The following is a 21,329-nucleotide window of genomic DNA, read 5'->3' as shown; positions in this document are numbered from 1 at the left end:
GTGGGCTCCAGAGTGTTATAGCGATAGCTTAGTCAGGCTGCGCTTCCCAGTCGAGCCATCTTTTGCTGTGCGAGCAGCTCCAGAGCCTCGATACGCTCGACCTGCTGGAGGTTGAAGCGCTTGGTTTGTTGCTGGCAGCGCTCGGAACAGTGTTGGCGCTGGCGGCTAATCGCCTCCCGCAGCTGTTGGGCGTGTGCGTCATCTACGGTTTCTGTGACGATCTCTTCCTGGGGACCGTTGGCAGCGCTTGAAGATGCCTCCGGGTCAGTCGGTGTGTCGGTGCTGCTGCGTAACTGTTGGAGCGTGGCCAGCGCCTCTGCCAAAACCTGGTCGCTGCCGGGGCTGGAACAGGTTTTTGGTGGGGTCGCAGCGGGTGCGTCTTCCTCTGCGGCGGTGGCCCCGTTTGCGTTTTTCTCGCTCCGTGACGCTATCCTCTCCATAACCTTGCTGGCGCCTTCGCCACGGCTGCGTGATAAGGGATCGATCACGGTGTATTCAGGTACCCGGTTGCCGATGCCTGCGATCGCATCCTTGACGCTGGTGCGTTTTCCGTCAAAGCGCACCACGGATTCCCCGGCGCCATTGACGTGCGTAACGGGCCCGCTCTCTTTCTGTTCGACAGGTTCGGTGGCGGCGGAGGTCGGCTCGGCCGTGGGTTTTGATCGCCTTACGGTCGCCCTTGGACGCGGCTTTTTAACCGGGGCCTCGCGAGGCGCGATCGCCGTTTTGTAGCCGCGGAGTGATTCTGCACCAAAGGTCTCCAGGGCTTCACGTTCCAATTTTTGCAGTTCGGCGCGGTCATCGGCATAGTCCCACTCCTCAAGCTGAAAACTGTCAGCCCCCTGAGCCCGAATCTCCTGATAGAGAGGGTAATCCAGCCCCGATTCGGCGGCTTCTACGATCTTTTCCCATTGCAGTAACAACGGGTTGCGAGTGGAACCAACATAGACTTTGCCAGTAGAGCGATTGGATACGGTAAATACGATCAAATTAACCCCTGTCACGGATTATCCGGCTGGAACCGGCTGCGAAAAAGGGCGCAATTATACCGATCGATTTTTGCCTTACCAGACTTGACAGAGCCCTTGCTGCTAAATAATTCACTCGCAGGCCAGCATCACTAATCTTTCACGTGCTCTCCTTTGAACTAAACTCTGAGCAAGTGGTGCGGGCCGGTTTATGGGTGGGTCGCATCTGCGGGTGGGCTGCGGCCCTGATCGGGTATCGGTTTGAGTGGGAGGTTGGATGGATAGGTCAGTGCACACGATGTACACGTTGTTTGAGCAGCTGGGGTTGGCGGGTAGTGATCAGGAGATTGATGATTTCGTTGCCCAGTTTGGCCCCCTTGCAGAGGGCGTGGCTCTTGCCGACGCGCCGTTTTGGAGTGCAGCCCAGGCGCAGTTTCTGCGTGAAGAGCTGGAAAATGACGGCGATTGGGCTGAGCTGGTGGATGAACTCAGTATGCTGTTAAGAAAATAACCCTTTCCCCGTGCGCCGTTATTGATGGGTGCCTTTGGTTTTAAAAACTGCGCGATACCGAGAAGTTTGCTAACAACTCCATGGCGTCACGGGCATCACTGGGAGGGAGGGCGCCCAGAGCCTCAATCGCTTCCGTTGCATAACGCTGTGCCAGCTTGGCGGTGTACTCCAGCGCACCGCTGCTACGTACCGCCGCGGAGATCGCCTCGATCTGCTCCAGTCCGCCCTGTTGAATCGCTTGCCGGACCAGCTGCGCCTGGGCATCACTCCCTTCACGCATGGTATAGATCAGGGGTAGGGTAGGTTTTCCTTCGGCCAGATCATCGCCCACGTTTTTTCCCATCGCCTCGGCGTCGCCCTGATAATCGAGCAGGTCATCGACCAGCTGAAAAGCGATCCCCAGCTTGTCGCCATAGCGTTTTAGAGCGTCCCGCTGTTGGGGGGCGACATCGCTCAAAACGGCTGCTGCGTGTGTCGATGCCTCAAACAGCATGGCGGTCTTGGCGCGAATGACCTCCATGTAGATCGCTTCGGTGGTGCTGGCGTCACGAACTTTCATCAGTTGCAAAACCTCGCCCTGGGCGATCACGGTGGTGGCGTTGGATAGAATACGCATCACCTCCAGATCGCTGATATCGACCATCATTTCAAAGGCGCGGGAGTAGAGGAAGTCTCCCACCAGTACACTGGGGGCGTTGCCCCATTTTGCGTTGGCGGTATCGCGGCCACGGCGCAGGTCGGACATGTCTACCACATCGTCGTGCAGTAGAGTGGCGGTATGCAGGAATTCAATGACGGCCGCCAAGGCAATACGCGCTTCCCCGTTGAAGCCGCAGGCTCGGGCACTGAGCAGAACCAATAGGGGGCGGAGACGCTTGCCGCCGGCGCTAACGATGTACTGGCCGATGGTTTGTACCAGCGGGACATCGGAGCTGAGCTGCTGCTGAATATGCTGGTCAACGGCGATAAAATCTTCGCTGACAACGGCTTGAATCTGATCGATAGGGCTGCTGTTGGCCATTTGGGCGGGGCTACTTAATGAGTGCAAGATGGGGTCGCATCCTATGGGGTGCACCTGAAAGAGTCAAGAAGTCACAAGTTTCGGGTGTTTCAGGGGTTGTTTGCCGTTTCTGTATGCCGTAGAATCTGCGCCCCTGATTTTGAAAATCCTGGGGCGCTGTTCCACTTGTTACCCGACCTTTGGGTCGTGGATGAAGAGCAGTAGCCCGCATGCACGGGTCCGAGAGGCGTACGCCCACCTAAGTGCAGGAGTTTCATAGAAAACTCTGACCGGTTTGCCGGTTGGATGCCTTTAACAACAAGGCTCGCCTGTATCAGGCTAATCTTGGATTTTCGGAGAAAAATATGTACGCAGTAATTGTAAGCGGTGGCAAGCAGTACCGTGTCACTGAAGGCGAAACACTAAAGCTGGAAAAGCTGGAAGTTGCTACCGGCGACAGCATTGAGTTTGATCGAGTGCTGATGGTAGCAGCCGGTGATGGCTTGAAAATCGGTGCTCCTGTCGTTGAGGGTGCCAAGGTGACCGCTGAGGTGGTGAACCACGGACGTGCCAAGAAGGTCATGATCGTTAAGTTCAACCGTCGTAAGCATCACCGTAAGCAGATGGGCCACCGTCAGTGGTTCACTGAAGTCAAAATCACTGGTATCAACGCCGGTTAATCGAACGAAGGAGTAAACTCATGGCTCACAAAAAAGCTGGTGGTAGTACACGTAACGGCCGCGACTCGGAAAGTAAACGCCTTGGTGTCAAGCGTTACGGTGGTCAGCAGGTCATTGCAGGTAACATCCTGGTTCGTCAGCGCGGTACTCGTTTCCATGCTGGTGAAAACGTAGGTCTTGGTAAAGATCACACCCTGTTCGCCAAGGCGGATGGTAAGGTGGTATTTGAGGTCAAGGGGCCTGCCAAGCGCAAGTACGTTCGTATCGACGCTGCCTGATAGGTTGCTCAATACGGAAAAAGCCCCGTCCGGTACGGGGCTTTTTTGTGTCTGTTGCTCGTGGGGCAACTGATATACTCTGAGGATCGCAGTGGTGCGCTTCTCTGTTACGGAGTCTCTACATGAAATTTGTTGATGAAGCCCTGGTGCACGTAGCGGCTGGTGACGGGGGCAATGGCTGTCTCAGTTTTCGACGTGAAAAGTATGTCGCCAAGGGTGGCCCCGATGGGGGTGACGGCGGTGATGGTGGAAGTGTGTATTTGGTGGCGGATAACGCCATCAATACCCTGGTGGATTATCGCTTTCAGCGCAGTCATCGTGCTGAGCGTGGCCAGAACGGGATGAGTCGCGGCTGCACCGGTAAAAAAGGTGAAGATATCTACCTTAAGGTGGCGGTGGGTACGACGGTTATTGACGAGGAAACCTCTGAGGTGATCGGAGACTTGACCGAAGATGGGCAGGTGCTACTGGTGGCTCAGGGCGGATTTCATGGCTTGGGGAACACTCGTTTCAAAAGCAGTGTGAATCGGGCTCCACGGCAAACGACCCACGGTACTCCGGGGGAGCTGCGCGACCTGAAGCTGGAGTTAAAGGTGATCGCGGACGTCGGGTTGCTGGGGCTGCCCAATGCAGGTAAGTCGACCTTTATTCGTGCGGTCTCCGCCGCCAAACCCAAAGTGGCCGATTATCCCTTTACCACGCTGGTGCCAAATCTCGGGGTGGTGAGTGTGCAGAGCCATCGCAGCTTTGTCATCGCCGATATACCCGGGTTGATCGAAGGCGCGTCCCAGGGGGCGGGTTTGGGGGTGCGCTTCCTCAAGCACCTGGCTCGCTGTCGTATTCTGTTGCATCTGGTGGATGTTGCACCGGTTGATGGGGGGGACCCGGTTCAGGCGGCGCAGTCGATTATCCATGAGCTTGAAGGGTTCAGTCCGGCACTGGCCTCCCGTGAGCGTTGGTTGGTCCTGAATAAGGTCGATCTGTTACCCGAGGATGAGCGTGAGTCGGTGTGTCGCGATATTATCGAGCGCCTGGGGTGGACAGGCGAGGTGTGTCAGGTTTCTGCTATTGGTGGTTTGGGTACCAATGAGTTGTGTCAGCGGCTGCTGGTTCGTATCGAGCAGCGCAATGAGGAAGAGGCAGAGGATGAAGCCGCTGCGCAGGAGGAACGAGAGTTTAAGGCAAGGATGGAAGCTGAGGCTCGCGAGCAGATGCGCCTACTCCACGAGCAGCGCAAGCAGGAGCGGCTCGCGCGCAAGCGAGGCATGGTTGCTGACGACGAAGACGACGATGATGATGACGATCACGATGTAGAGATCATCTATCAACCTTGATGGTGGAGAGTAGCAATCCGATGGAGCGGCGTAGCAAGATACCGGGTTTTCAGCGCTGGGTAGTAAAAATTGGAAGTGCCCTGCTAACCGATGATGGCAGGGGGCTCGATGTTGCCGCGATCGGCGGTTGGGTTGACCAGATGGCTCGGTTGCGACAGCAGGGGGTCGAGTTGATTTTGGTCTCCTCCGGTTCTGTCGCTGCGGGCATGACCCGGCTGGGCTGGCAGCAGCGCCCGGGCTCCATGCGTGAGCTGCAGGCGGCGGCTGCGGTGGGGCAGATGGGGTTGGTTCAAACCTATGAAAGTCACTTCAAGCGTCATCATACGCTGACCGCCCAGGTGTTGCTGACCCACGCGGATCTATCCAATCGTCAGCGCTACCTCAATGCCCGCAGTACACTGAATACGTTGGTGCAGCTGGGTGTGGTGCCGGTCATCAACGAAAACGATACGGTCGTGACCGATGAGATCCGTTTTGGAGATAACGATACCCTGGGCGCCCTGGTTGCGAACCTGGTCGAAGCGGATCTGCTGGTAATTCTGACCGACCAGAAAGGGCTCTATACGGCCAACCCTTCGACGAACCCTGAGGCGGTGTTGATCAGCGAATCCGCTGCCAATAACCCTGAGCTGCCCGCTATGGCGGCCGGCGGGACGGGGCGTCTGGGGCGAGGTGGCATGATGACCAAGGTCAAGGCGGCGGCGTTAGCGGCGCGATCCGGGGCTCATACCCTGATTGTGGGTGGGCGTGAAGAGGATGTGTTGTCGCGGGTGTTTGCAGCCGAAGCGCTGGGTACCCTGCTATGGCCCGAACAGGAGCGGTTGGTGGCGCGCAAGCAGTGGCTGGCGGGGCATCTTCAGACCCGTGGCGTGCTGCATCTGGATGCCGGTGCAGTGCGGGTGTTGCGCGAATCTGGAAAAAGCTTGTTGTCGGTGGGGGTGACCCGGGTCGAGGGGCGCTTCGTGCGTGGAGAGATGGTCAACTGCGTTGACGAGCAGGGTAATGATGTGGCGCGAGGATTGGTTAACTACAGTGCCGATGAGGCGTCAAAAATCATGGGTAAACCGTCGCGGGATATCGAGTCCATTCTCGGCTACGTCGATGAGCCTGAATTGGTAAATCGGGATAATCTGGTACTGGTATAGTGTCGCCTGTCTTTTTTCAGGGCTGCCGCTTTTTTGGGTCTGTTTGGCTTTTTATAGTGGGTGTTAAAGCGGACTGATCGTTACCGTTGTCCTGGAAGGTTGCGATCAAACGCCTGACTTTGGGCATAAAAAAACCGGCTTGCGCCGGTTTTTTTGTCACTTCATCAGGGCTTACGCCTGAGCCAGTGCCTTTACTTTGGTGTTCAGGCGGCTCTTGTGACGAGCGGCTTTATTCTTGTGAATAATGCCTTTGTCAGCCATGCGGTCGATAACCGGTACGGCAGCAGCGTATGCAGTCTTGGCTAGCTCTTGGTCTTTAGCGTCTACAGCAGCCAGGACCTTCTTAATAGTGGTGCGAACGTAAGAGCGCAAGCTAGCATTGTGCTGACGACGGTTCTCAGCTTGGCGCGCACGTTTTTTAGCAGAGGGGGAGTTTGCCACCGTCTTGCTCCTTGAAATTAGGGTCGATGAATTTAAGACGCGCAACTATGCCGACTTGATCGGCCGTTGTCAACAGCCATCAGGGGAAAGATTCGCATTGTTGGCCGCTGACAGGGTTGTCAGTGGTGCGTCCAAATGTGGCGCTATAATAGCGCGAACTGTAATATCCGCAAGTAATGTAATTCGGCACGGTGCCGTTTCTATCCAAGGGATTGTTGAGTAGTGACCCAGAGCGAGACAAAACCTGAAAGCGGGTTGTTGCGATCCAGCGCGGTGGTGGGCGTGATGACCATGCTCTCTCGAGTGCTGGGGTTGGTGCGCGATGTGGTCATAGCGAGCTATTTCGGCTCCAAGGCGGAGGCGGATGCCTTCTTCGTAGCGTTCAAAATTCCCAATTTTTTGCGCCGCTTATTCGCTGAAGGTGCTTTTTCCCAAGCTTTCGTGCCGGTGCTGAGTGAGTATAAGAGCCAGCGCGGGCGCGATCAGGTCAAAGAGTTGGTGGATTCGGTGGCGGGTTCCCTGGCGGGGGTGCTGGTAACCGTGACGGCTCTTGGGGTGCTGGCCGCTCCGGTGTTGGTCATGGTGTTTGCCCCCGGGTTTCACGACCTGCCGGAAAAACTCGGGCTTGCCGGTGAGATGCTGCGCATCACCTTCCCTTACCTGTTGTTGATCTCGCTAACCGCCTTTTGTGGTGCGATCCTCAATAGCTATGGCCGTTTTGCGGTCCCTGCCTTTACTCCGGTGTTGCTGAACCTGAGCTTGATTGGTGCCACTCTCCTCTTTACGTCGATGTTTGAGCGCCCCGTTATGGCGCTGGCGTGGGGGGTCTTTGTCGCCGGCGTGATCCAGTTGCTGTTCCAGCTACCGTTTCTGTGGCGTTTGGGGCTGCTGCCGCGACCGCGCTGGCAGCCACGCCACGAGGGGGTCAAGCGCATCATGACTCTGATGTTGCCGGCGCTGTTCGGGGTGTCGGTGAGCCAGATCAATCTGTTGCTCGATACTGTACTGGCCTCTTTCCTGCAAACGGGGTCGATATCATGGCTCTATTATTCGGATCGATTATCGGAGCTGCCGCTGGGGATTTTTGGTATCGCGATCGGTACCGTGATCTTGCCCAGCCTGTCGCGTCGGCAGGCGGAAAATCGTCCCGAGGCCTTTTCCCGCACCCTTGATTGGGCAGTGCGCCTGGTATTGCTGATTGGGCTGCCCTCGGCCTTGGCGCTGTTTGTTTTGGCAGAGCCTCTTATAGCCACTATTTTCCATTACGGGGCGATGCAGGATCGCGATGTGGTCATGGCAGCGATGAGTCTGCGTGCTTACGCCAGTGGCTTGTTGGCTTTTATGGTGATCAAGGTGCTGGCCCCCGGGTATTTTGCCCGTCAGGACATCAAGACGCCGGTGAAGATCGCCATCAAGGCGATGGTGGCCAATATGGTGCTCAACCTGATTCTGGTATGGCCGCTGCAACACGCGGGATTGGCGCTGGCCACTTCGCTGTCGGCGTTTCTCAACGCCGGATTGCTGTTTTGGGGACTGAAACGTGCGGGAGTCTTTGAGCTCCAGCCCGGCTGGCGTGGCTATGGGTTACGGTTAGGGTTGAGCAATCTGGTGATGGCGGCTGTGTTGGTTGTTATGGTGGCCGATGTTGACGCCTGGCTGGCGTGGGATTGGTGGCGTCGTTGTTACGAGATGGCCCTGTTGGTAGGAGCCGGTTTGGCCACTTATGCAGGTGCCTTGCTGCTGAGCGGTATTCGCCCCCGCCAGTTTCGCCACTAATCGCATACCATTGCGCGCCCATGGTGTTCTCGATAGCGTCACTACTATATAATTTGCGCCTTTGTCACCGTCTGGTCGGACCTGGAAGTCAGGGTGCCGCCCTGGTTGTCGACGCCTTTTTTGGGAGACCCCTGGTTTACGTCTATGCAGTTGATCCGCGGATTACATAATCTGGGCAAATTTGCGCCTGGCTGCGTGGCGACCATCGGTAACTTTGACGGGGTTCATCGCGGGCATCAGGATATCCTGAAGCAGCTTCATGAAAAGTCAGACCAGCTGCAACTGCCCTCTGCTGTGGTGCTGTTCGAGCCGCAACCCCGAGAGTTTTTTTCTCCGGATCAGGCGCCAGCGCGCCTTAGTAGTCTGAGGGAAAAACTCGCGCTGTTAACCCATCATGGGGTAGATCGAGTGATCTGCCTGTGTTTTAACCAGCGCCTGCGCGCACTGTCCGCCGATCAATTCATCGATCAGGTATTGGTGCAGGGGATGGGAGTGCGCTATCTGGTTGTCGGTGACGATTTCCGTTTTGGCTGCGACCGCAGTGGTGACTTTCATCGTTTGCAGCGAGCCGGTTTGGAACAAGGATTTGCGGTGACCCATACCCGTACCATTCTTGATGGGCAGGACCGGATCAGTAGCACTCGCATCCGCGCTGCGCTGGCGGACAGCAAGCTGGCCCTTGCGGCTCGACTGCTAGGCGCGCCCTACTCGATTCGTGGGCGCATCGCTCATGGCCAGAAACTGGGCCGGGAGCTGGGTGTGCCGACCGCAAATGTCCAGTTAAAGCGGCTGCAGGCACCATTGCGAGGCGTGTACACCGTTCACGCGACGGTCGCCGGCAATCGATATAATGGGGTCGCCAATATTGGTATGCGCCCCACGGTAGATGGCCGCAAGGCGGTACTTGAGGTCCATTTGCTGGACTTCAGTGGCGACCTCTATGGCCAGGAGCTGGTGGTGGAGTTTTTACACCAGCTGCGTGATGAGAAAAAATTTGAGTCCCTCGAGGCGTTGCAAGCGGCAATCCATCAGGACCTTGATAGCGCCCGTGCGCTCTTTGCACCCACAGATCCACAAGCGAATAGATACCCAGACCATGACTGATTACAAGTCCACATTGAATCTCCCCAAAACCAGTTTTCCAATGAAGGCCAACCTGGCCCAGCGCGAGCCGACGATGCTCAAGCAGTGGTATGACATGGGGTTGTACCAGAAGATTCGTGAAGTAAGCCGTGGCCGCGACAAGCAGTTTATCCTGCACGATGGCCCCCCTTACGCAAACGGCGATATCCATATCGGTCATGCGGTGAATAAGATCCTCAAGGATATTATCGTCAAGTCACGTACCGTGGCCGGTTATGATGCGCCCTATGTACCGGGCTGGGACTGCCATGGCTTGCCCATAGAGCATCAGGTTGAGAAGAAGATCGGTAAGGCCGGAAAAAAGGTCTCCTACTCCGATTTCCGCACCCGCTGTCGCGAGTACGCGGCCAAGCAGGTCGATGGCCAGCGAGAAAGTTTCAAGCGTCTGGGGGTACTGGGTGACTGGGATAATCCCTACCTCACCATGAATTTCGAAACCGAAGCCAATATCATCCGTGCACTGGGCAAGATTGCCGAGAACGGTCACCTCACCAAAGGCTATAAGCCGGTCTACTGGAGCGTGGTAGGCGCCTCCGCGCTGGCAGAGGCCGAGGTAGAGTACCAGGATAAAACCTCCACCCAGGTTGACGTTCGTTACGCTCCCCTGGATGAAGAGGACTTTTTGTCGGCATTCGAACTACTTAACGGCGGTGGCCAGGGGCCCGTGTCGGTGGTGATCTGGACCACGACGCCCTGGACGCTGCCCGCTAGCCAGGCGGTGTCGCTGAGCCCGGATCTTGACTATGTACTGGTGCAGCTCGACGCAGGCCTGGGCGTTGAGCGTATCCTGCTGGCCGAGGCGATGGTCGAGCAGGTGATGCAGCGCTACGGCATCGAGTCCTGGTCGGTGGTTGCTCGCGCCGGTGGCCAAGCGCTGGAGCGCAAACTCCTGAATCACCCTTTTTATGAGCGCACGGTGCAGGTCATTCTGGGTGATCACGTTACCACCGATGCCGGTACCGGAGCGGTGCATACAGCCCCCGATCATGGTGTTGATGACTTCGTGGTCGGGCGCGCTTACCAGATAGGTACGCTCAACCTGGTGGATGACCATGGCGTGTTTATCGAGGCCGCCGGCGAATTTGCCGGCCAGCACGTCTATAAAGTCGATCCTAATATTGTGGATGTGCTGCAGCTCAAAGGGCGTTTGGTGCGTCAGGATAAACTGCTCCACAGCTATCCCCACTGCTGGCGTACCAAGACGCCTTTGATTTATCGTGCGACGCCGCAGTGGTTTGTGAGCATGACCGAGAAGAATTTGAAGCGGGATGCGTTGGCGGCGGTTCAAGACGTGCAGTGGTTCCCCGGTTGGGGCCAGGCGCGTATCGAGTCGATGCTTGAATCCAGCCCCGACTGGTGTGTTTCGCGCCAGCGTACCTGGGGCGTTCCCATCGCGCTGTTTGTCAACAAACAGACCCAGCAGCTGCACCCGCGCACCGCCGAATTAATAGAACAGGTAGCGCTGCGGGTAGAACAGAAGGGGATCGATGCCTGGTTTGAACTCGACAGCAGCGAATTGCTCGGTGACGAGGCGAGTCAGTACGAAAAAGTAACTGACACCCTCGACGTCTGGTTTGACTCCGGCGTGACTCACTATTCGGTACTCGATCGCCGCGAAGGTTTGCGTGCCCCTGCCGATATCTATCTGGAGGGCTCCGATCAGCATCGGGGTTGGTTCCAGTCGTCACTAAAGACCTCAATCGCTATTCGTGGTACCGCACCCTACAAACAGGTGCTGACCCATGGCTTCACCGTTGATCAGGATGGCCGCAAGATGTCCAAGTCGGTGGGCAACGTTGTCGCACCGCAGGATGTGATGAACAAATACGGCGCAGATGTTTTGCGTCTCTGGGTAGCCTCCACCGATTTCAGTTCCGAAATGGCGGTCTCCGACGAGATCCTTACACGAACCTCGGATGCCTATCGTCGTATCCGTAACACGGCGCGTTTTCTGTTGGGAAGTTTGCACGACTTTGATCCCGCGCAGCATCAGTTGCAGCCAGAGCAAATGGTGGCACTGGATCGCTGGGTGATCGATCGTGCCCTGCAGCTACAGGGCGAGGTGGAGCAACATTACGAGCAGTATAATTTTGTCGGCCTGTGTCAGAAAATCAGTGGTTTCTGTTCCCAGGACCTGGGTGGATTCTACCTCGATATTATCAAGGATCGTCTCTATACCACGCCCTCCTCGGGGCTTGCCTACCGCAGCGCCCAGACGGCGATCTACCATGTGGTCGAGGCACTGGTTCGCTGGATCGCTCCCATCCTGAGCTTTACCGCCGAAGAGATCTGGCAGGCTATGCCCGGTGAGCGCAATGAATCGGTGTTGCTCAACCAGTGGCACGATGGTTTGGCGGCGCTGCCCGATGGGGAAAAACTGGACCGGGACTATTGGGCTCGAGTGATGGCACTGAAGAGTGCGGTCAATAAGGAGCTGGAAAATGCCCGCAGCCTGAAGCAGATCGGCGGCTCGTTGGAAGCTGAGCTAACTCTCTACTGCGATGACTCGTTGCAGGCGCTATTGGCAGAGTTAGGCGAGGAGCTACGCTTTGTTTTGATTACATCCAGTGCGCAGGTGGCACCCCTTTCCGAGGCCGGTGGCAATGCGGTGGAAACCGAGCTTGCCGGGCTTAAGCTGTTGGTAAAGGCTTCCGAGCACACCAAGTGTGTGCGCTGCTGGCACCGTCTGGAGGAGGTTGGCCAGGTGCAGGAGCATCCGGAGCTGTGTCCTCGCTGTGTTACCAACGTTGATGGTGATGGTGAACATCGCCGTTTCGCTTGAGCCAGGTGCGGATGGGAATGTTGCGATGGTTATGGCTCACGGTGTTGGTCATTGTGCTCGACCAGCTCAGTAAGCATTACGTGGTGAGTGTATTCGAGCTGTATGAGCGAGTTGCAGTATTACCAATGTTCGATATTACTCTGGCCTACAACACCGGGGCGGCGTTTAGTTTCCTCAGTGATGCCGCCGGCTGGCAGCGCTGGTTTTTCGCCGCGGTCGCCAGCGGTGTTAGCCTGATGCTGATTTTCTGGCTACGTTCACTCAAGCCTACGGAGCGCTGGCTGGCGGTTGCGCTGGCGTTGGTGCTGGGCGGAGCGCTGGGGAATCTTTATGATCGGATCGTGCTTGGGCACGTGGTTGATTTCCTCTTGGTGTATTATAAACAGCACTATTTTCCCGCGTTTAATATCGCCGATAGTGCCATTACGGTGGGCGCTTTCATGCTCATCGTTGACGCAATACGCAACCGGGAATCGAAAACGCAATCGGAAACCTGACAGGTGCCAAGGCACCGGGATAGCAAGATGAGTCATTTTTGTGTGGGCCCAGATATGGCCGTTACCCTCAATTTTTCCCTCAAGCTCGACGATGGTGTGGAGGTGGACTCCACCTTCGATAAAGCACCCGCTACCCTGACGGTAGGTGACGGCAGTCTTCCAGAAGGTTTTGAATCCCTGATTCAGGGGTTGGCTACGGGCGCTCGCGAGCAATTTACGGTGGCACCTTCGGCAGCGTTTGGCGAGCGTAACCCAGCCAATCTTCAGCGCATGCCCCGTACCCGTTTTGACAGCGATATCGAGCTGGCAGAGGGGGTGGTGATCTCCTTCGCGGACCAGGGCGGCTCAGAGCTTCCTGGCGTAGTGACCTGGCTCAGTGAAACCGTGGTGGAGGTGGATTTCAACCATCCACTGGCTGGTCGCACTCTACTGTTTGATGTTGAGATAATTGACGTTCAACCTGCGAGCTAGAGGTGGCAGCATGAAGATCAAACTCGCCAATCCTCGTGGCTTCTGCGCCGGTGTCGATCGTGCAATCGAAATTGTAAATCGTGCCCTGGATCAGTTTGAGCCGCCGATCTATGTCCGGCATGAGGTGGTGCATAACAAATTTGTGGTGGAAAACCTGAAGCAGCGAGGCGCGGTGTTTGTCGATGAGCTCGATGAAGTGCCCGATGACTCCATCGTCATCTTCAGTGCCCATGGAGTTTCCCGTGCGGTGCAGGACGAAGCGGGAGTGCGCGGCCTGAAAGTGTTCGACGCAACCTGCCCACTGGTGACCAAAGTGCATCTGCAGGTGGCGCGGCACAGCAACGAGGAGCTGGAGTGCGTGCTGATTGGCCATCAGGGGCACCCTGAGGTAGAGGGCACCATGGGGCGCTATGAGCAGCGTCAGGGGCGCGGTATCTATCTGGTCGAAGATGTGGCAGATGTCGAGCGCTTGCAGGTGCTGAATCCCCGCCATCTTACCTATGTTACCCAGACAACCTTGTCGATGGACGATACCGCGCGCGTAATCGCCGCACTCAAAAAGAAGTTTCCTGATATTCAGGGGCCCCGCAAGGATGATATCTGTTACGCCACCCAGAATCGCCAGGACGCGGTCAAACAGCTTGCCCGGGAGTGTGCACTGTTGTTGGTGGTGGGTTCGCCCAATAGCTCCAACTCTAATCGCCTGCGAGAGCTCGCCGAGCGTATGGGTACCAAAGCCTACCTGATCGATAACGCCGCAGAGATCAAGCTGGAGTGGCTGCAGGCGTGCGATGTGGTGGGGGTAACCGCCGGGGCGTCGGCCCCCGATGTGCTGGTCAATCAAGTGATCCAGCGCCTGCAGGAGCTGGGTGGTGGTGAAGTCGAGGAGCTTCAGGGGCGTGAGGAGAATATTGTGTTCTCTATGCCCAAAGAGTTAAGGGATGTCGAGTAGTCCTGCGCTCAGCCCAAGGGTTCAGTTCAAGTTTACCCGTTAGGGGGTGCAGGTGGCGGGGTTGCCTGCTGCAATCTGTGCCCGTCCCACCGTGTTAATCGTAACCGTACGCCCACTCGTGGCGCCTCGGTTATCGCAGATCACAAACTGCGCGGTTGCCCCCCCTTCGTTGAGTCTTCCGTCCGGGCTAAAGCTCAGCCAGCCGTTTGCAGTATTTCCGCTGCGCAGGGTGATGTTGTTGGGTTGGGCGCCCACGGTACGCAGCAGAACGTCTCCGGCGGCGATCGCTGTATTACCGGCGCGATCCGCATCGGTGTAAACCGTCCAGCCCGATTCCCATTGTTTGGCGGTACCGCTAGTACGCGCCAGATTGACTACCGTGTTGCGCCCAACCGCCTCGCTGCGGGCATATTGGACGTTGCGCAGGATCTCTCGTGTGGCTCCGTTGACCCGTTGGTCGGCGATAAAAGTGGCAAACGAGGGGCCGGCCAGGGCGACCAGAATGCCCAGTACGGTCACGGCAACCATCACCTCAACCAAATTGAAGCCTCGCTGCCGGGTGCGTTGTGGGGTGTGACTTCTGTTCATTATTTTATCGCCTATGCTCGCCGTAACATCTACCGCAGTATATCTGGATGAGGCCCGAAGGGTAGGGTGGATGCCGATGTGTGGACAGGATTGCTCGATAATCAGTATATCCTCTTGTTCCCAAAATAGGCGACTCCGCCGTGGCGCAAGGGCCGCTCGCTGGGGTGAAGGTGATGCTGGTCACAACTTGGGCGGGATGGGCGTCACGCTAATATCAGGTTGTGACCGCTTATTCGGAGCGGATGGCCATTTATCGTAGCTGTTATCATCGCCACCGTTCTGCCTCTATACTGCAACTATTCAATCTGGGCCAGGAAGACGGATTCAACATGAAGCAGGGGTCAAATCATAACGGGTCAAGAGGGGGCAGTCCGGTGGGGCGCTTGCGGACCCAGCGGGGCGTGGGCCTCCTCGAGGTGTTGATTGCGCTGGTGATCATCAGTATTGGGCTGTTGGGTATGGCGGGCTTGCAAGCAAAAGCCGTGAAAGCCGAACGTGACTCCTTTAACCAGACTATGGCGATGGTGTACGCCTACTACTTGAGTGAGAGAGTTCGGGCTAATGGTGAGGACCCTCTGGCTCCCACCTTTCCCTATAATAATTTTACCGCGCCGATCGCGAATCCAGGCACTAATTGTGACCTGCTGGCCGCCAACTGTACGGTTGCCCAACGGGCCAGGCAGGATGTTTTCGAGTGGCAGCAGCAGGTGGCTCTTAACCTGCCCAACGCTAACGCGGTGATCTGTCTCGATAGCACCCCCTTTGATGGTACTGCACGGGTAAACGCCGCGGGCGTAACAACCTTGGTGCACGGGTGTGATGGTGCGGCGGGGGCAAATTATGCGATCAAACTGTTTTGGTTGAATAATCGTTACGATGATAACGCAGGCGTTGTCGACAAGACCCGGTTTGCTATGGAGTTCATACCATGAGGCCTACAAAGTTTATGAGAAACAAGGCGCCGGGTTTTTCGCTGGTTGAACTGATGGTGGCGATGGCGTTGGGTGTCTTTTTGATTCTTGGTGTCGCGCAGATCTTTATCAATACCAGCAGCACCAGTCGGGGCCAGAATGCATTAGCTGAAATTCATGAATCGGCTCGATACGCAATCTCGTTTTTGAGTGATGAGATTCAGCGCAGTGGTGATAAAGGTTGCGTACTGGGTAATGTCGGGCTGGTTAATAAGTTGGCCCCTGCGGGAAATACATTTTGGTGGGATTTCAGCGACGAAGACGATAACTGGGTAATGGGCCGCAGCATCGAAGGGTTTGAGGCCCAGGGCGGAGCCTGGGATCGTGCGGTCGACGCAGGAATCACCAACCCAGTCGTCGGCAGCGATATTCTGGTGGTGAGAGGCACCGTTGGTGCAGGGATACCGGTTGCAGATTCGACCGGGGTCAATGCCGACCTGACACTGCACGATACCACTCACTCTCTTGTAAAAGGCGATCTGATCGTGGCTTCGTATGACTGTCGAAATGCCGCATTCTGGGAGGTGAGCAATAATCCGGCCGGAGGGACCACCGTTCAATACGCCACCAACTGTGGCGCGACCAACGGCCCCTGCAACAGCGCGGTCAATACCGACATGTGGATGCGCCCCGACCCTGCGAGTGATATTTATCCTGAGATTCGCAAACTCTCTACCCGAGCCTACTGGGTGCGGAATAACCCCAACGGCGTTCCTTCTCTCTATTGGAAAAACGGCACCAACGCCCCTGAAGAGTTAGTTGAAGGCGTAGAGCAGCTGCAATTGACCTACGGCATCAATAGCAATAACAACCAATGGGAAACCGTGCAGGAGTACCTGACCGCGGATGCTATTACGGACTGGGGGCAGGTGACCAGTGTGCGAGTCGCGATGGTTGTAGTTAGCCCCACCCTAAACGCGGCAAGTGGGCGCCAGGACCTGATCATCGAAGGTAGCACGATCCCTACTGCGTATACGGATGGCTTTTTGCGTCGCACCTTTGCCTTTACCATCAATCGGAGGGGACGCTAATGAACGCTAGGGAAAAGCGCATTGTTGCGGTTCAGCCAGCACGGGTGAGCAGCGCCTCCAGAGAGCGTGGCAGCGTGCTGATTGTGAGCCTGATGTTACTGCTGGCGATCACCATTCTTGCGGTCAGTGGTATTCAGGACTCGGTGTTGCAGGAAAAGATGGTGCGCAATCAAAGGCTCGCGCTGGAGAGTGCCCATGCGGCTGAATGGGGAGTGCGCCAAGGAGAACTCTTTATCTGGAACATTAATCCGGATCAACCACCCCAGGCTTTTGATACCGCGCAGCCAGGGGTGACCATCTGGCGCCTCAACGATGATGATATCGCCACCAAAGATGCGGGTAATGATCTTACCCAGACTGCGGCCTGGTGGTTCGATCCAGCACGAGGTGGGTTGGATGCGTGGTGGCCCGGTACAGCAGAGGTTCCCGCCGCCGCTTATCAGTCCCCCTTTTATGCTCCTCAATATGTGATCGAACAGCAGGTATGCAATCAGATCAGTGGGGGGGGCGGTCTCGGTTCCGGGCAGACCCAGCAATGGCGCTGTCTTTATCGAGTAACCGCCAACAGTATGTCGGTAGACGCCAATGCTTACGGCCCTTCGGCCAAGGTTCAATCCACCTTTGTTAAGAATTATGCAACCAAATAGTAATCGGGGAGGAACCAGCCTCCCCGATAAGTCCGTTGAGGCGGAGGGTAAAACAATGAAATATGTCACTCTGATCAAGAATACTCTGGTTATGGCCGCCACAAGCGCCATTGTTGCGATGGCGGGAAGTGCGGGTGCGGCGCCGCTGGGTATCTCCCAACAGCCACTGTTTCTCGGTGTCACCCCCGACCCCAACGTACTCTTTGTGGTGGATGATTCAGGCTCCATGGACTGGAGTGTGACTACCACCGCACACTACCCTGTGTGCGCCTACGTTTGGCCGGGTAACAGCGGCAACAGCTGGCTAAATGAAGGGGGGCCTGTAGTCGGCCAGTTTTTCCGTGATCGTAACAACGATGGGAATGAAGACGAGGATTGTGACGATATCGATGACTATTACTACAGCTTCGATAACTCGATGAATAAGTACAACCGTCGTGCCTGCAATTCGACCTCAAATGACAGCACCAATGTCAGCCAGCGGTTGTGTACCGGAGAATCGGTACCGAATCACGCCCCCGGCTATCCCCCGACCGATTATCGTCATGATTGGCGAGCATTGAGCTCAGACCTTAATACCACCTATTTTGATCCCCGGCGCCAGTACCTGCCTTGGCCAGGGCGCGCCGATATGGTGATCACCTCTGCGCGGGTAGATGCCAACGCGAACGAAAACAACAACGGTAACCGTAACCTGACGGGGCTCAATTGGGCTGTCTGGATCGATGATAAGGGCTGGAATGAGACCGTATACAATAATGGAGGGGTCTCCTACCCTGCCCGAGATGTTGCAACAACGGGCCCAAACGGCTGGGTTGATGTGTGGGACAACTACGTGCGCTACGCCATTATTAATGATGCGGGCACCTGGAAAATAACGCGTACCCCCTACACCTATGATATCAGTGGTGCGGGTCCATACAGCGCGGTGGCCGGTACAACAGTAGAGCTGGTAGAGGGCACTGATATTTCGGGTGATGATAATCTGGCCGGCGCCCGCCGGGCTGATGGCACCCTGGATATGGAGCGGGCCAAAACCAACGTCGCTAACTGGTTTACCTATCACCGCAAGCGCCAGCATGTCACCAAGTACGCGGTGGCGGATGTAATCAGCAAGCAGCCCGATCTGCGCTATGGCTTCCATACCATCAATAATAACCGCACTGTGGATCTGCCCACCGCGGGCTACAAAGATGCCAATAACGGCAGCTATGCTGGCCATAACACGAGTATCATCAATAGCTATTATAATTTTGTGCAACCCGCTTCGGGTACGCCGTTGAAGCAGGCGCTGGATCGCGCAGGTCGATACTATCAGCTGGATAACAGCCCAATGGGGTCAACGTCCAAGCAGAACAGAATCACCAGCTCCTGTCAGGCTAACTATACGTTGCTGTTCACCGATGGTTTCTACAGCAACAGCAATATGGGGTATCCCGATGCAGGTCCGGTTGACTTCGATAGCATGGGAACCAGTACCGGCGGTGGTGATAATGACGGCACCGCTGACACATTGGCCGATATCGCGCGCTACTTCTATGTAAAGGATCTGCGCACCGATATGGATAACAACGTCAAACCGGTATCGGTCGACCCGGCCACCTGGCAGCATATGAACACCTTTACCATCGCATTCGGTGTGACCGGTTTGCTGGAAGATACCGACGCTCCCCAGGATGGTGTTCCTAACGATCCGGCAACGGGCGATAACCTGGAAGTGGATTCAGCGCTTTGGGGCGTGCCAAATAGTGATCCGCGTAAAATCGATGACCTCTGGCATGCTGCGGTTAACAGCCACGGCCAGTATATATCGGCCAAGAATCCGCAAGAGGTGGTGGACGGCATCAACAAAGCTTTGTCCGAAATCGTGGATCGCACCGGCTCTGCGGCGGCCGTAGCGGCCAGTACCGGTTCATTGAACACCGATACTCATGTGTATCAGGCAAAATTTGACTCCCGTCGCTGGAGCGGTTCCTTGCAGTCGTTGCCCTTCTCCGATGGTAGCAACGTCGATACCGTGGGTCACCTGTGTTTCGGGCGCGATGCCAACAACCAACCCCTCTATCCGCGAGGTACGCTCTGCCCAACGGAGTGGGATGCGTCGACGGTTCTGGCGGGGCAAAACTTCTCTAGTGGCCGGGCGATACTGACGAATGTCTCCGGTGCAGGTAGGGCTTATCGCTGGGCGAACCTTAACAGCACCCAGCAGGGGTTGTTGCAGACCGATATGCCCAACGGGCTCACGACCGCGCAGCAAACGGCCTACGGTACGGCTATTACCAACTATCTGCGTGGTGATAGCAGTAATGAATTCGGAGAGGGTGGCGCTTACAGTTTCCGCTTGCGTAATGGGCCGTTGGGTGATGTTGTCCACTCCTCACCACAGTATGTGAAGGTACCTAACATCCCTTACCCCAATGCAATAGGCAGCGCCAGCAAGCCCTATAGCAGTTTCCGCACAGCCAACCTGAATCGCCAGGCGGTGGTTTATGCCGGAGCGAACGATGGCATGATGCACGCATTCAACGCCGATACCGGAGCAGAGATGCTGGCATTTGTCCCCAATGAGGCCTTTAGCAAGTTGAGTAAACTAGCTCGTCAGGATTACACGCACGAATATATCGTCGATGGCACGCCGACGATCGTGGATATGTACTTCGCTTCTGCCAGTAACTGGAAATCCGTATTGGCTGCGGGTATGGGCGGAGGGGGGCGTTCCATTTTCGCGTTGGATGTCACCGATCCAACCGCCTTCAGTGAAGCCAACGCCGCCAGCCTATTTCTATGGGAATACACCGACAATGATCTTGGTTATACCTACAGCCAGCCCCAGCTAGTAAAACTGAACAATGGGAAGTGGGCGGCGATCTTCGGAAACGGCTACAGTGCGACAGGAACCAATAATGCCAAGCTGTTTATTGTCGATGTAGAAACAGGCACCCTTATCAAGAAGATCGATACGACGGTGGGTAGCAGCGCCGAGCCCAATGGTCTCTCCACGCCCAATGTGGTGGATGATAATGGTGACTTCATTGCCGATTACGTCTATGCCGGTGATCTGCAGGGCAACCTGTGGAAGTTCGACCTGACCGGTAGCAATGTTGCCAACTGGGACGTTGCCATCAAGGTTGGCGGCGCGCCCAAGCCGTTGTACCGGGCGGTTAATATCAATAACCAGAAGCGTCCGATCATGGCGCAGCCGGTGGTTAACTCTCATCCGTTGGGTCGGCAGTTTGGTTATATGGTCTACTTTGGTACCGGTAAGTTTATCGAGAAGAGTGACGCTACCAACGCTACCCAGCCGATCGAGGGCTTCTACGCCATCACTGACCGTAAGGCTGCGGGCTCTTTCGTTCACGAGGAGATCGGGCGTAATGAGCTGTTGCAGCAGTATATTACCGAGGAGGATGAAACCGACTTCTATAACGTGATTGCTCTGCGGGATAGCAACAACGACGTGATTGAAACTCCCGGAACCGATGTCGACGGTAACGCAGTAACCTACGTTTCTGTATTCAATAAGGCGACCGGCCAGTACGAGAGTAAAACTAAAACAGAGCTCGCCCTGAATGGTGAAATGTATACTGAAGAGTTTCGGATTAGCACCAAAAATCCAATCGTGTACTACAACTCCGATGGTACGGCTAATCGAAAAGGGTGGTTCATCGACCTTTGCGTAGATTGTTACGATATGGTCAATGGTACCTTGAAGGGCACTTACGATAACCAGGCTGAGAAGCAAACAGTAACCGCTTCCTACTTTGATGGAGTCATTACCTTCAACACCACGGTGCCTTCTACGGTAGAGTGTGCCGGTGGAGGTTCTGGCTGGATCATGAAACTCAACGCCACCAGTGGTGCGCGCCTGAATACATCGCCCTTTGATTTCAACAAAGATGGCTTGTTCGACAGTAAGGATCTGGTGGGGTTAATTGCTGCCTCTGGTGCCAAAATTGACGGTGTACCGACCTCCTCTACTCGGGTGGGCGACTATGAATTAACCGTGAGTTCCGATGGCGGCATCGAAGCCAACCAAACCCAGGATACCTCTACCCCGCTGGGCCGCTACAAGTGGCGCCAGCTGAAGGAAGAGTAAGGGCGGACGAGGAGTATA

At 56.0% G+C, this 21,329-nt stretch carries 19 protein-coding genes; 15 read left to right on the top strand and 4 right to left on the bottom strand.

Going from position 1 to position 21,329, the window contains the following annotated elements:
• Positions 1-32 precede the first annotated feature (32 nt).
• Positions 33-1,004 (bottom strand): GIY-YIG nuclease family protein, encoded by a 972-nt coding sequence (locus ACP3PW_RS01370; RefSeq protein ID WP_426414857.1) that lies wholly within the window; start codon positions 1,002-1,004, stop codon positions 33-35.
• A gap of 241 nt (positions 1,005-1,245) precedes the next feature.
• On the opposite strand from ACP3PW_RS01370, the gene ACP3PW_RS01365 reads away from it, so the two are divergent.
• Positions 1,246-1,479, top strand: coding sequence for a DUF2789 domain-containing protein (locus ACP3PW_RS01365; RefSeq protein WP_426414856.1), 234 nt, complete (start codon positions 1,246-1,248; stop codon positions 1,477-1,479).
• A 40-nt stretch (positions 1,480-1,519) separates the two neighbouring features.
• Here ACP3PW_RS01365 and ACP3PW_RS01360 read toward each other — a convergent pair whose 3' ends face one another.
• Positions 1,520-2,500 (bottom strand): polyprenyl synthetase family protein, encoded by a 981-nt coding sequence (locus ACP3PW_RS01360; protein WP_426414855.1) that lies wholly within the window; start codon positions 2,498-2,500, stop codon positions 1,520-1,522.
• Positions 2,501-2,844: 344 nt separating this feature from the next.
• Between ACP3PW_RS01360 and rplU the strand changes: the two genes are divergently transcribed.
• The 4 genes from rplU to proB all read left to right on the top strand — a co-directional run bounded on the left by rplU (position 2,845) and on the right by proB (position 5,916).
• On the top strand, positions 2,845-3,159 hold the full coding sequence (gene rplU, locus ACP3PW_RS01355; protein WP_426414854.1) for a 50S ribosomal protein L21: 315 nt from the start codon (positions 2,845-2,847) through the stop codon (positions 3,157-3,159).
• Between the two features lie 20 nt (positions 3,160-3,179).
• A complete protein-coding gene (gene rpmA, locus ACP3PW_RS01350; RefSeq protein ID WP_426414853.1) occupies positions 3,180-3,437 on the top strand; it encodes a 50S ribosomal protein L27 in 258 nt (85 codons plus the stop codon).
• Between the two features lie 122 nt (positions 3,438-3,559).
• Positions 3,560-4,771 carry an Obg family GTPase CgtA gene (gene cgtA, locus ACP3PW_RS01345; protein ID WP_426414852.1) on the top strand — a complete coding sequence of 404 codons (1,212 nt, stop codon included), beginning with the start codon at positions 3,560-3,562 and terminating at the stop codon, positions 4,769-4,771.
• 20 nt (positions 4,772-4,791) lie between these two features.
• Positions 4,792-5,916, top strand: a complete 1,125-nt coding sequence (gene proB, locus ACP3PW_RS01340; RefSeq protein ID WP_426414851.1) for a glutamate 5-kinase — start codon at positions 4,792-4,794, stop codon at positions 5,914-5,916.
• Between the two features lie 171 nt (positions 5,917-6,087).
• Here the strand turns inward: proB and rpsT are convergent, their stop codons facing one another.
• Positions 6,088-6,357: a 30S ribosomal protein S20 gene (rpsT, locus tag ACP3PW_RS01335; RefSeq protein WP_426414850.1), complete on the bottom strand. Its 270-nt coding sequence runs from the start codon at positions 6,355-6,357 to the stop codon at positions 6,088-6,090.
• A 222-nt stretch (positions 6,358-6,579) separates the two neighbouring features.
• On the opposite strand from rpsT, the gene murJ reads away from it, so the two are divergent.
• The 6 genes from murJ (at position 6,580) to ispH (ending at position 13,978) form a co-directional block, all read left to right on the top strand.
• Positions 6,580-8,133: a murein biosynthesis integral membrane protein MurJ gene (gene murJ, locus ACP3PW_RS01330; protein WP_426414849.1), complete on the top strand. Its 1,554-nt coding sequence runs from the start codon at positions 6,580-6,582 to the stop codon at positions 8,131-8,133.
• Positions 8,134-8,226: 93 nt separating this feature from the next.
• Complete coding sequence (gene ribF / locus ACP3PW_RS01325) at positions 8,227-9,237, top strand: bifunctional riboflavin kinase/FAD synthetase (protein ID WP_426414848.1); 1,011 nt, start codon at positions 8,227-8,229, stop codon at positions 9,235-9,237.
• Positions 9,230-12,058: an isoleucine--tRNA ligase gene (ileS, locus tag ACP3PW_RS01320; protein ID WP_426414847.1), complete on the top strand. Its 2,829-nt coding sequence runs from the start codon at positions 9,230-9,232 to the stop codon at positions 12,056-12,058. The genes ribF and ileS overlap by 8 nt, the downstream gene beginning before the upstream one ends.
• A gap of 17 nt (positions 12,059-12,075) precedes the next feature.
• A complete protein-coding gene (gene lspA, locus ACP3PW_RS01315) occupies positions 12,076-12,555 on the top strand; it encodes a signal peptidase II (RefSeq protein ID WP_426414846.1) in 480 nt (159 codons plus the stop codon).
• A 27-nt stretch (positions 12,556-12,582) separates the two neighbouring features.
• Entirely contained in the window at positions 12,583-13,026 is a 444-nt protein-coding gene (locus tag ACP3PW_RS01310) for an FKBP-type peptidyl-prolyl cis-trans isomerase (RefSeq protein WP_426414845.1), read from the top strand.
• 10 nt (positions 13,027-13,036) lie between these two features.
• Entirely contained in the window at positions 13,037-13,978 is a 942-nt protein-coding gene (ispH, locus tag ACP3PW_RS01305; protein WP_426414844.1) for a 4-hydroxy-3-methylbut-2-enyl diphosphate reductase, read from the top strand.
• Positions 13,979-14,017: 39 nt separating this feature from the next.
• Here ispH and ACP3PW_RS01300 read toward each other — a convergent pair whose 3' ends face one another.
• A complete protein-coding gene (locus ACP3PW_RS01300) occupies positions 14,018-14,566 on the bottom strand; it encodes a GspH/FimT family pseudopilin (protein WP_426414843.1) in 549 nt (182 codons plus the stop codon).
• A gap of 329 nt (positions 14,567-14,895) precedes the next feature.
• Here ACP3PW_RS01300 and pilV point away from each other — a divergent pair, with 329 nt between their 5' ends.
• Genes pilV through ACP3PW_RS01280 form a run of 4 tightly spaced genes read left to right on the top strand, consistent with a single transcriptional unit; the run spans position 14,896 to position 21,311 of the window.
• Positions 14,896-15,498, top strand: a complete 603-nt coding sequence (gene pilV / locus ACP3PW_RS01295; RefSeq protein WP_426414842.1) for a type IV pilus modification protein PilV — start codon at positions 14,896-14,898, stop codon at positions 15,496-15,498.
• Complete coding sequence (locus ACP3PW_RS01290; RefSeq protein ID WP_426414841.1) at positions 15,495-16,568, top strand: PilW family protein; 1,074 nt, start codon at positions 15,495-15,497, stop codon at positions 16,566-16,568. The genes pilV and ACP3PW_RS01290 overlap by 4 nt, the downstream gene beginning before the upstream one ends.
• Positions 16,568-17,215, top strand: a complete 648-nt coding sequence (locus tag ACP3PW_RS01285) for a pilus assembly PilX family protein (RefSeq protein WP_426414840.1) — start codon at positions 16,568-16,570, stop codon at positions 17,213-17,215. The genes ACP3PW_RS01290 and ACP3PW_RS01285 overlap by 1 nt, the downstream gene beginning before the upstream one ends.
• Before the next feature lie 55 nt (positions 17,216-17,270).
• The gene (locus tag ACP3PW_RS01280; RefSeq protein ID WP_426414839.1) at positions 17,271-21,311 is read left to right on the top strand and encodes a pilus assembly protein; all 4,041 of its coding nucleotides are present in this window, start codon (positions 17,271-17,273) and stop codon (positions 21,309-21,311) included.
• The last annotated feature ends 18 nt before the right edge of the window (positions 21,312-21,329 follow it).

Source organism: Aestuariirhabdus sp. LZHN29 (genome assembly GCF_049985285.1).
Classification (GTDB): Bacteria; Pseudomonadota; Gammaproteobacteria; order Pseudomonadales; family Aestuariirhabdaceae; genus Aestuariirhabdus.
Note: the sequence above shows the minus strand (reverse complement) of the source record. Positions and strands in the feature narration are given on the sequence as shown.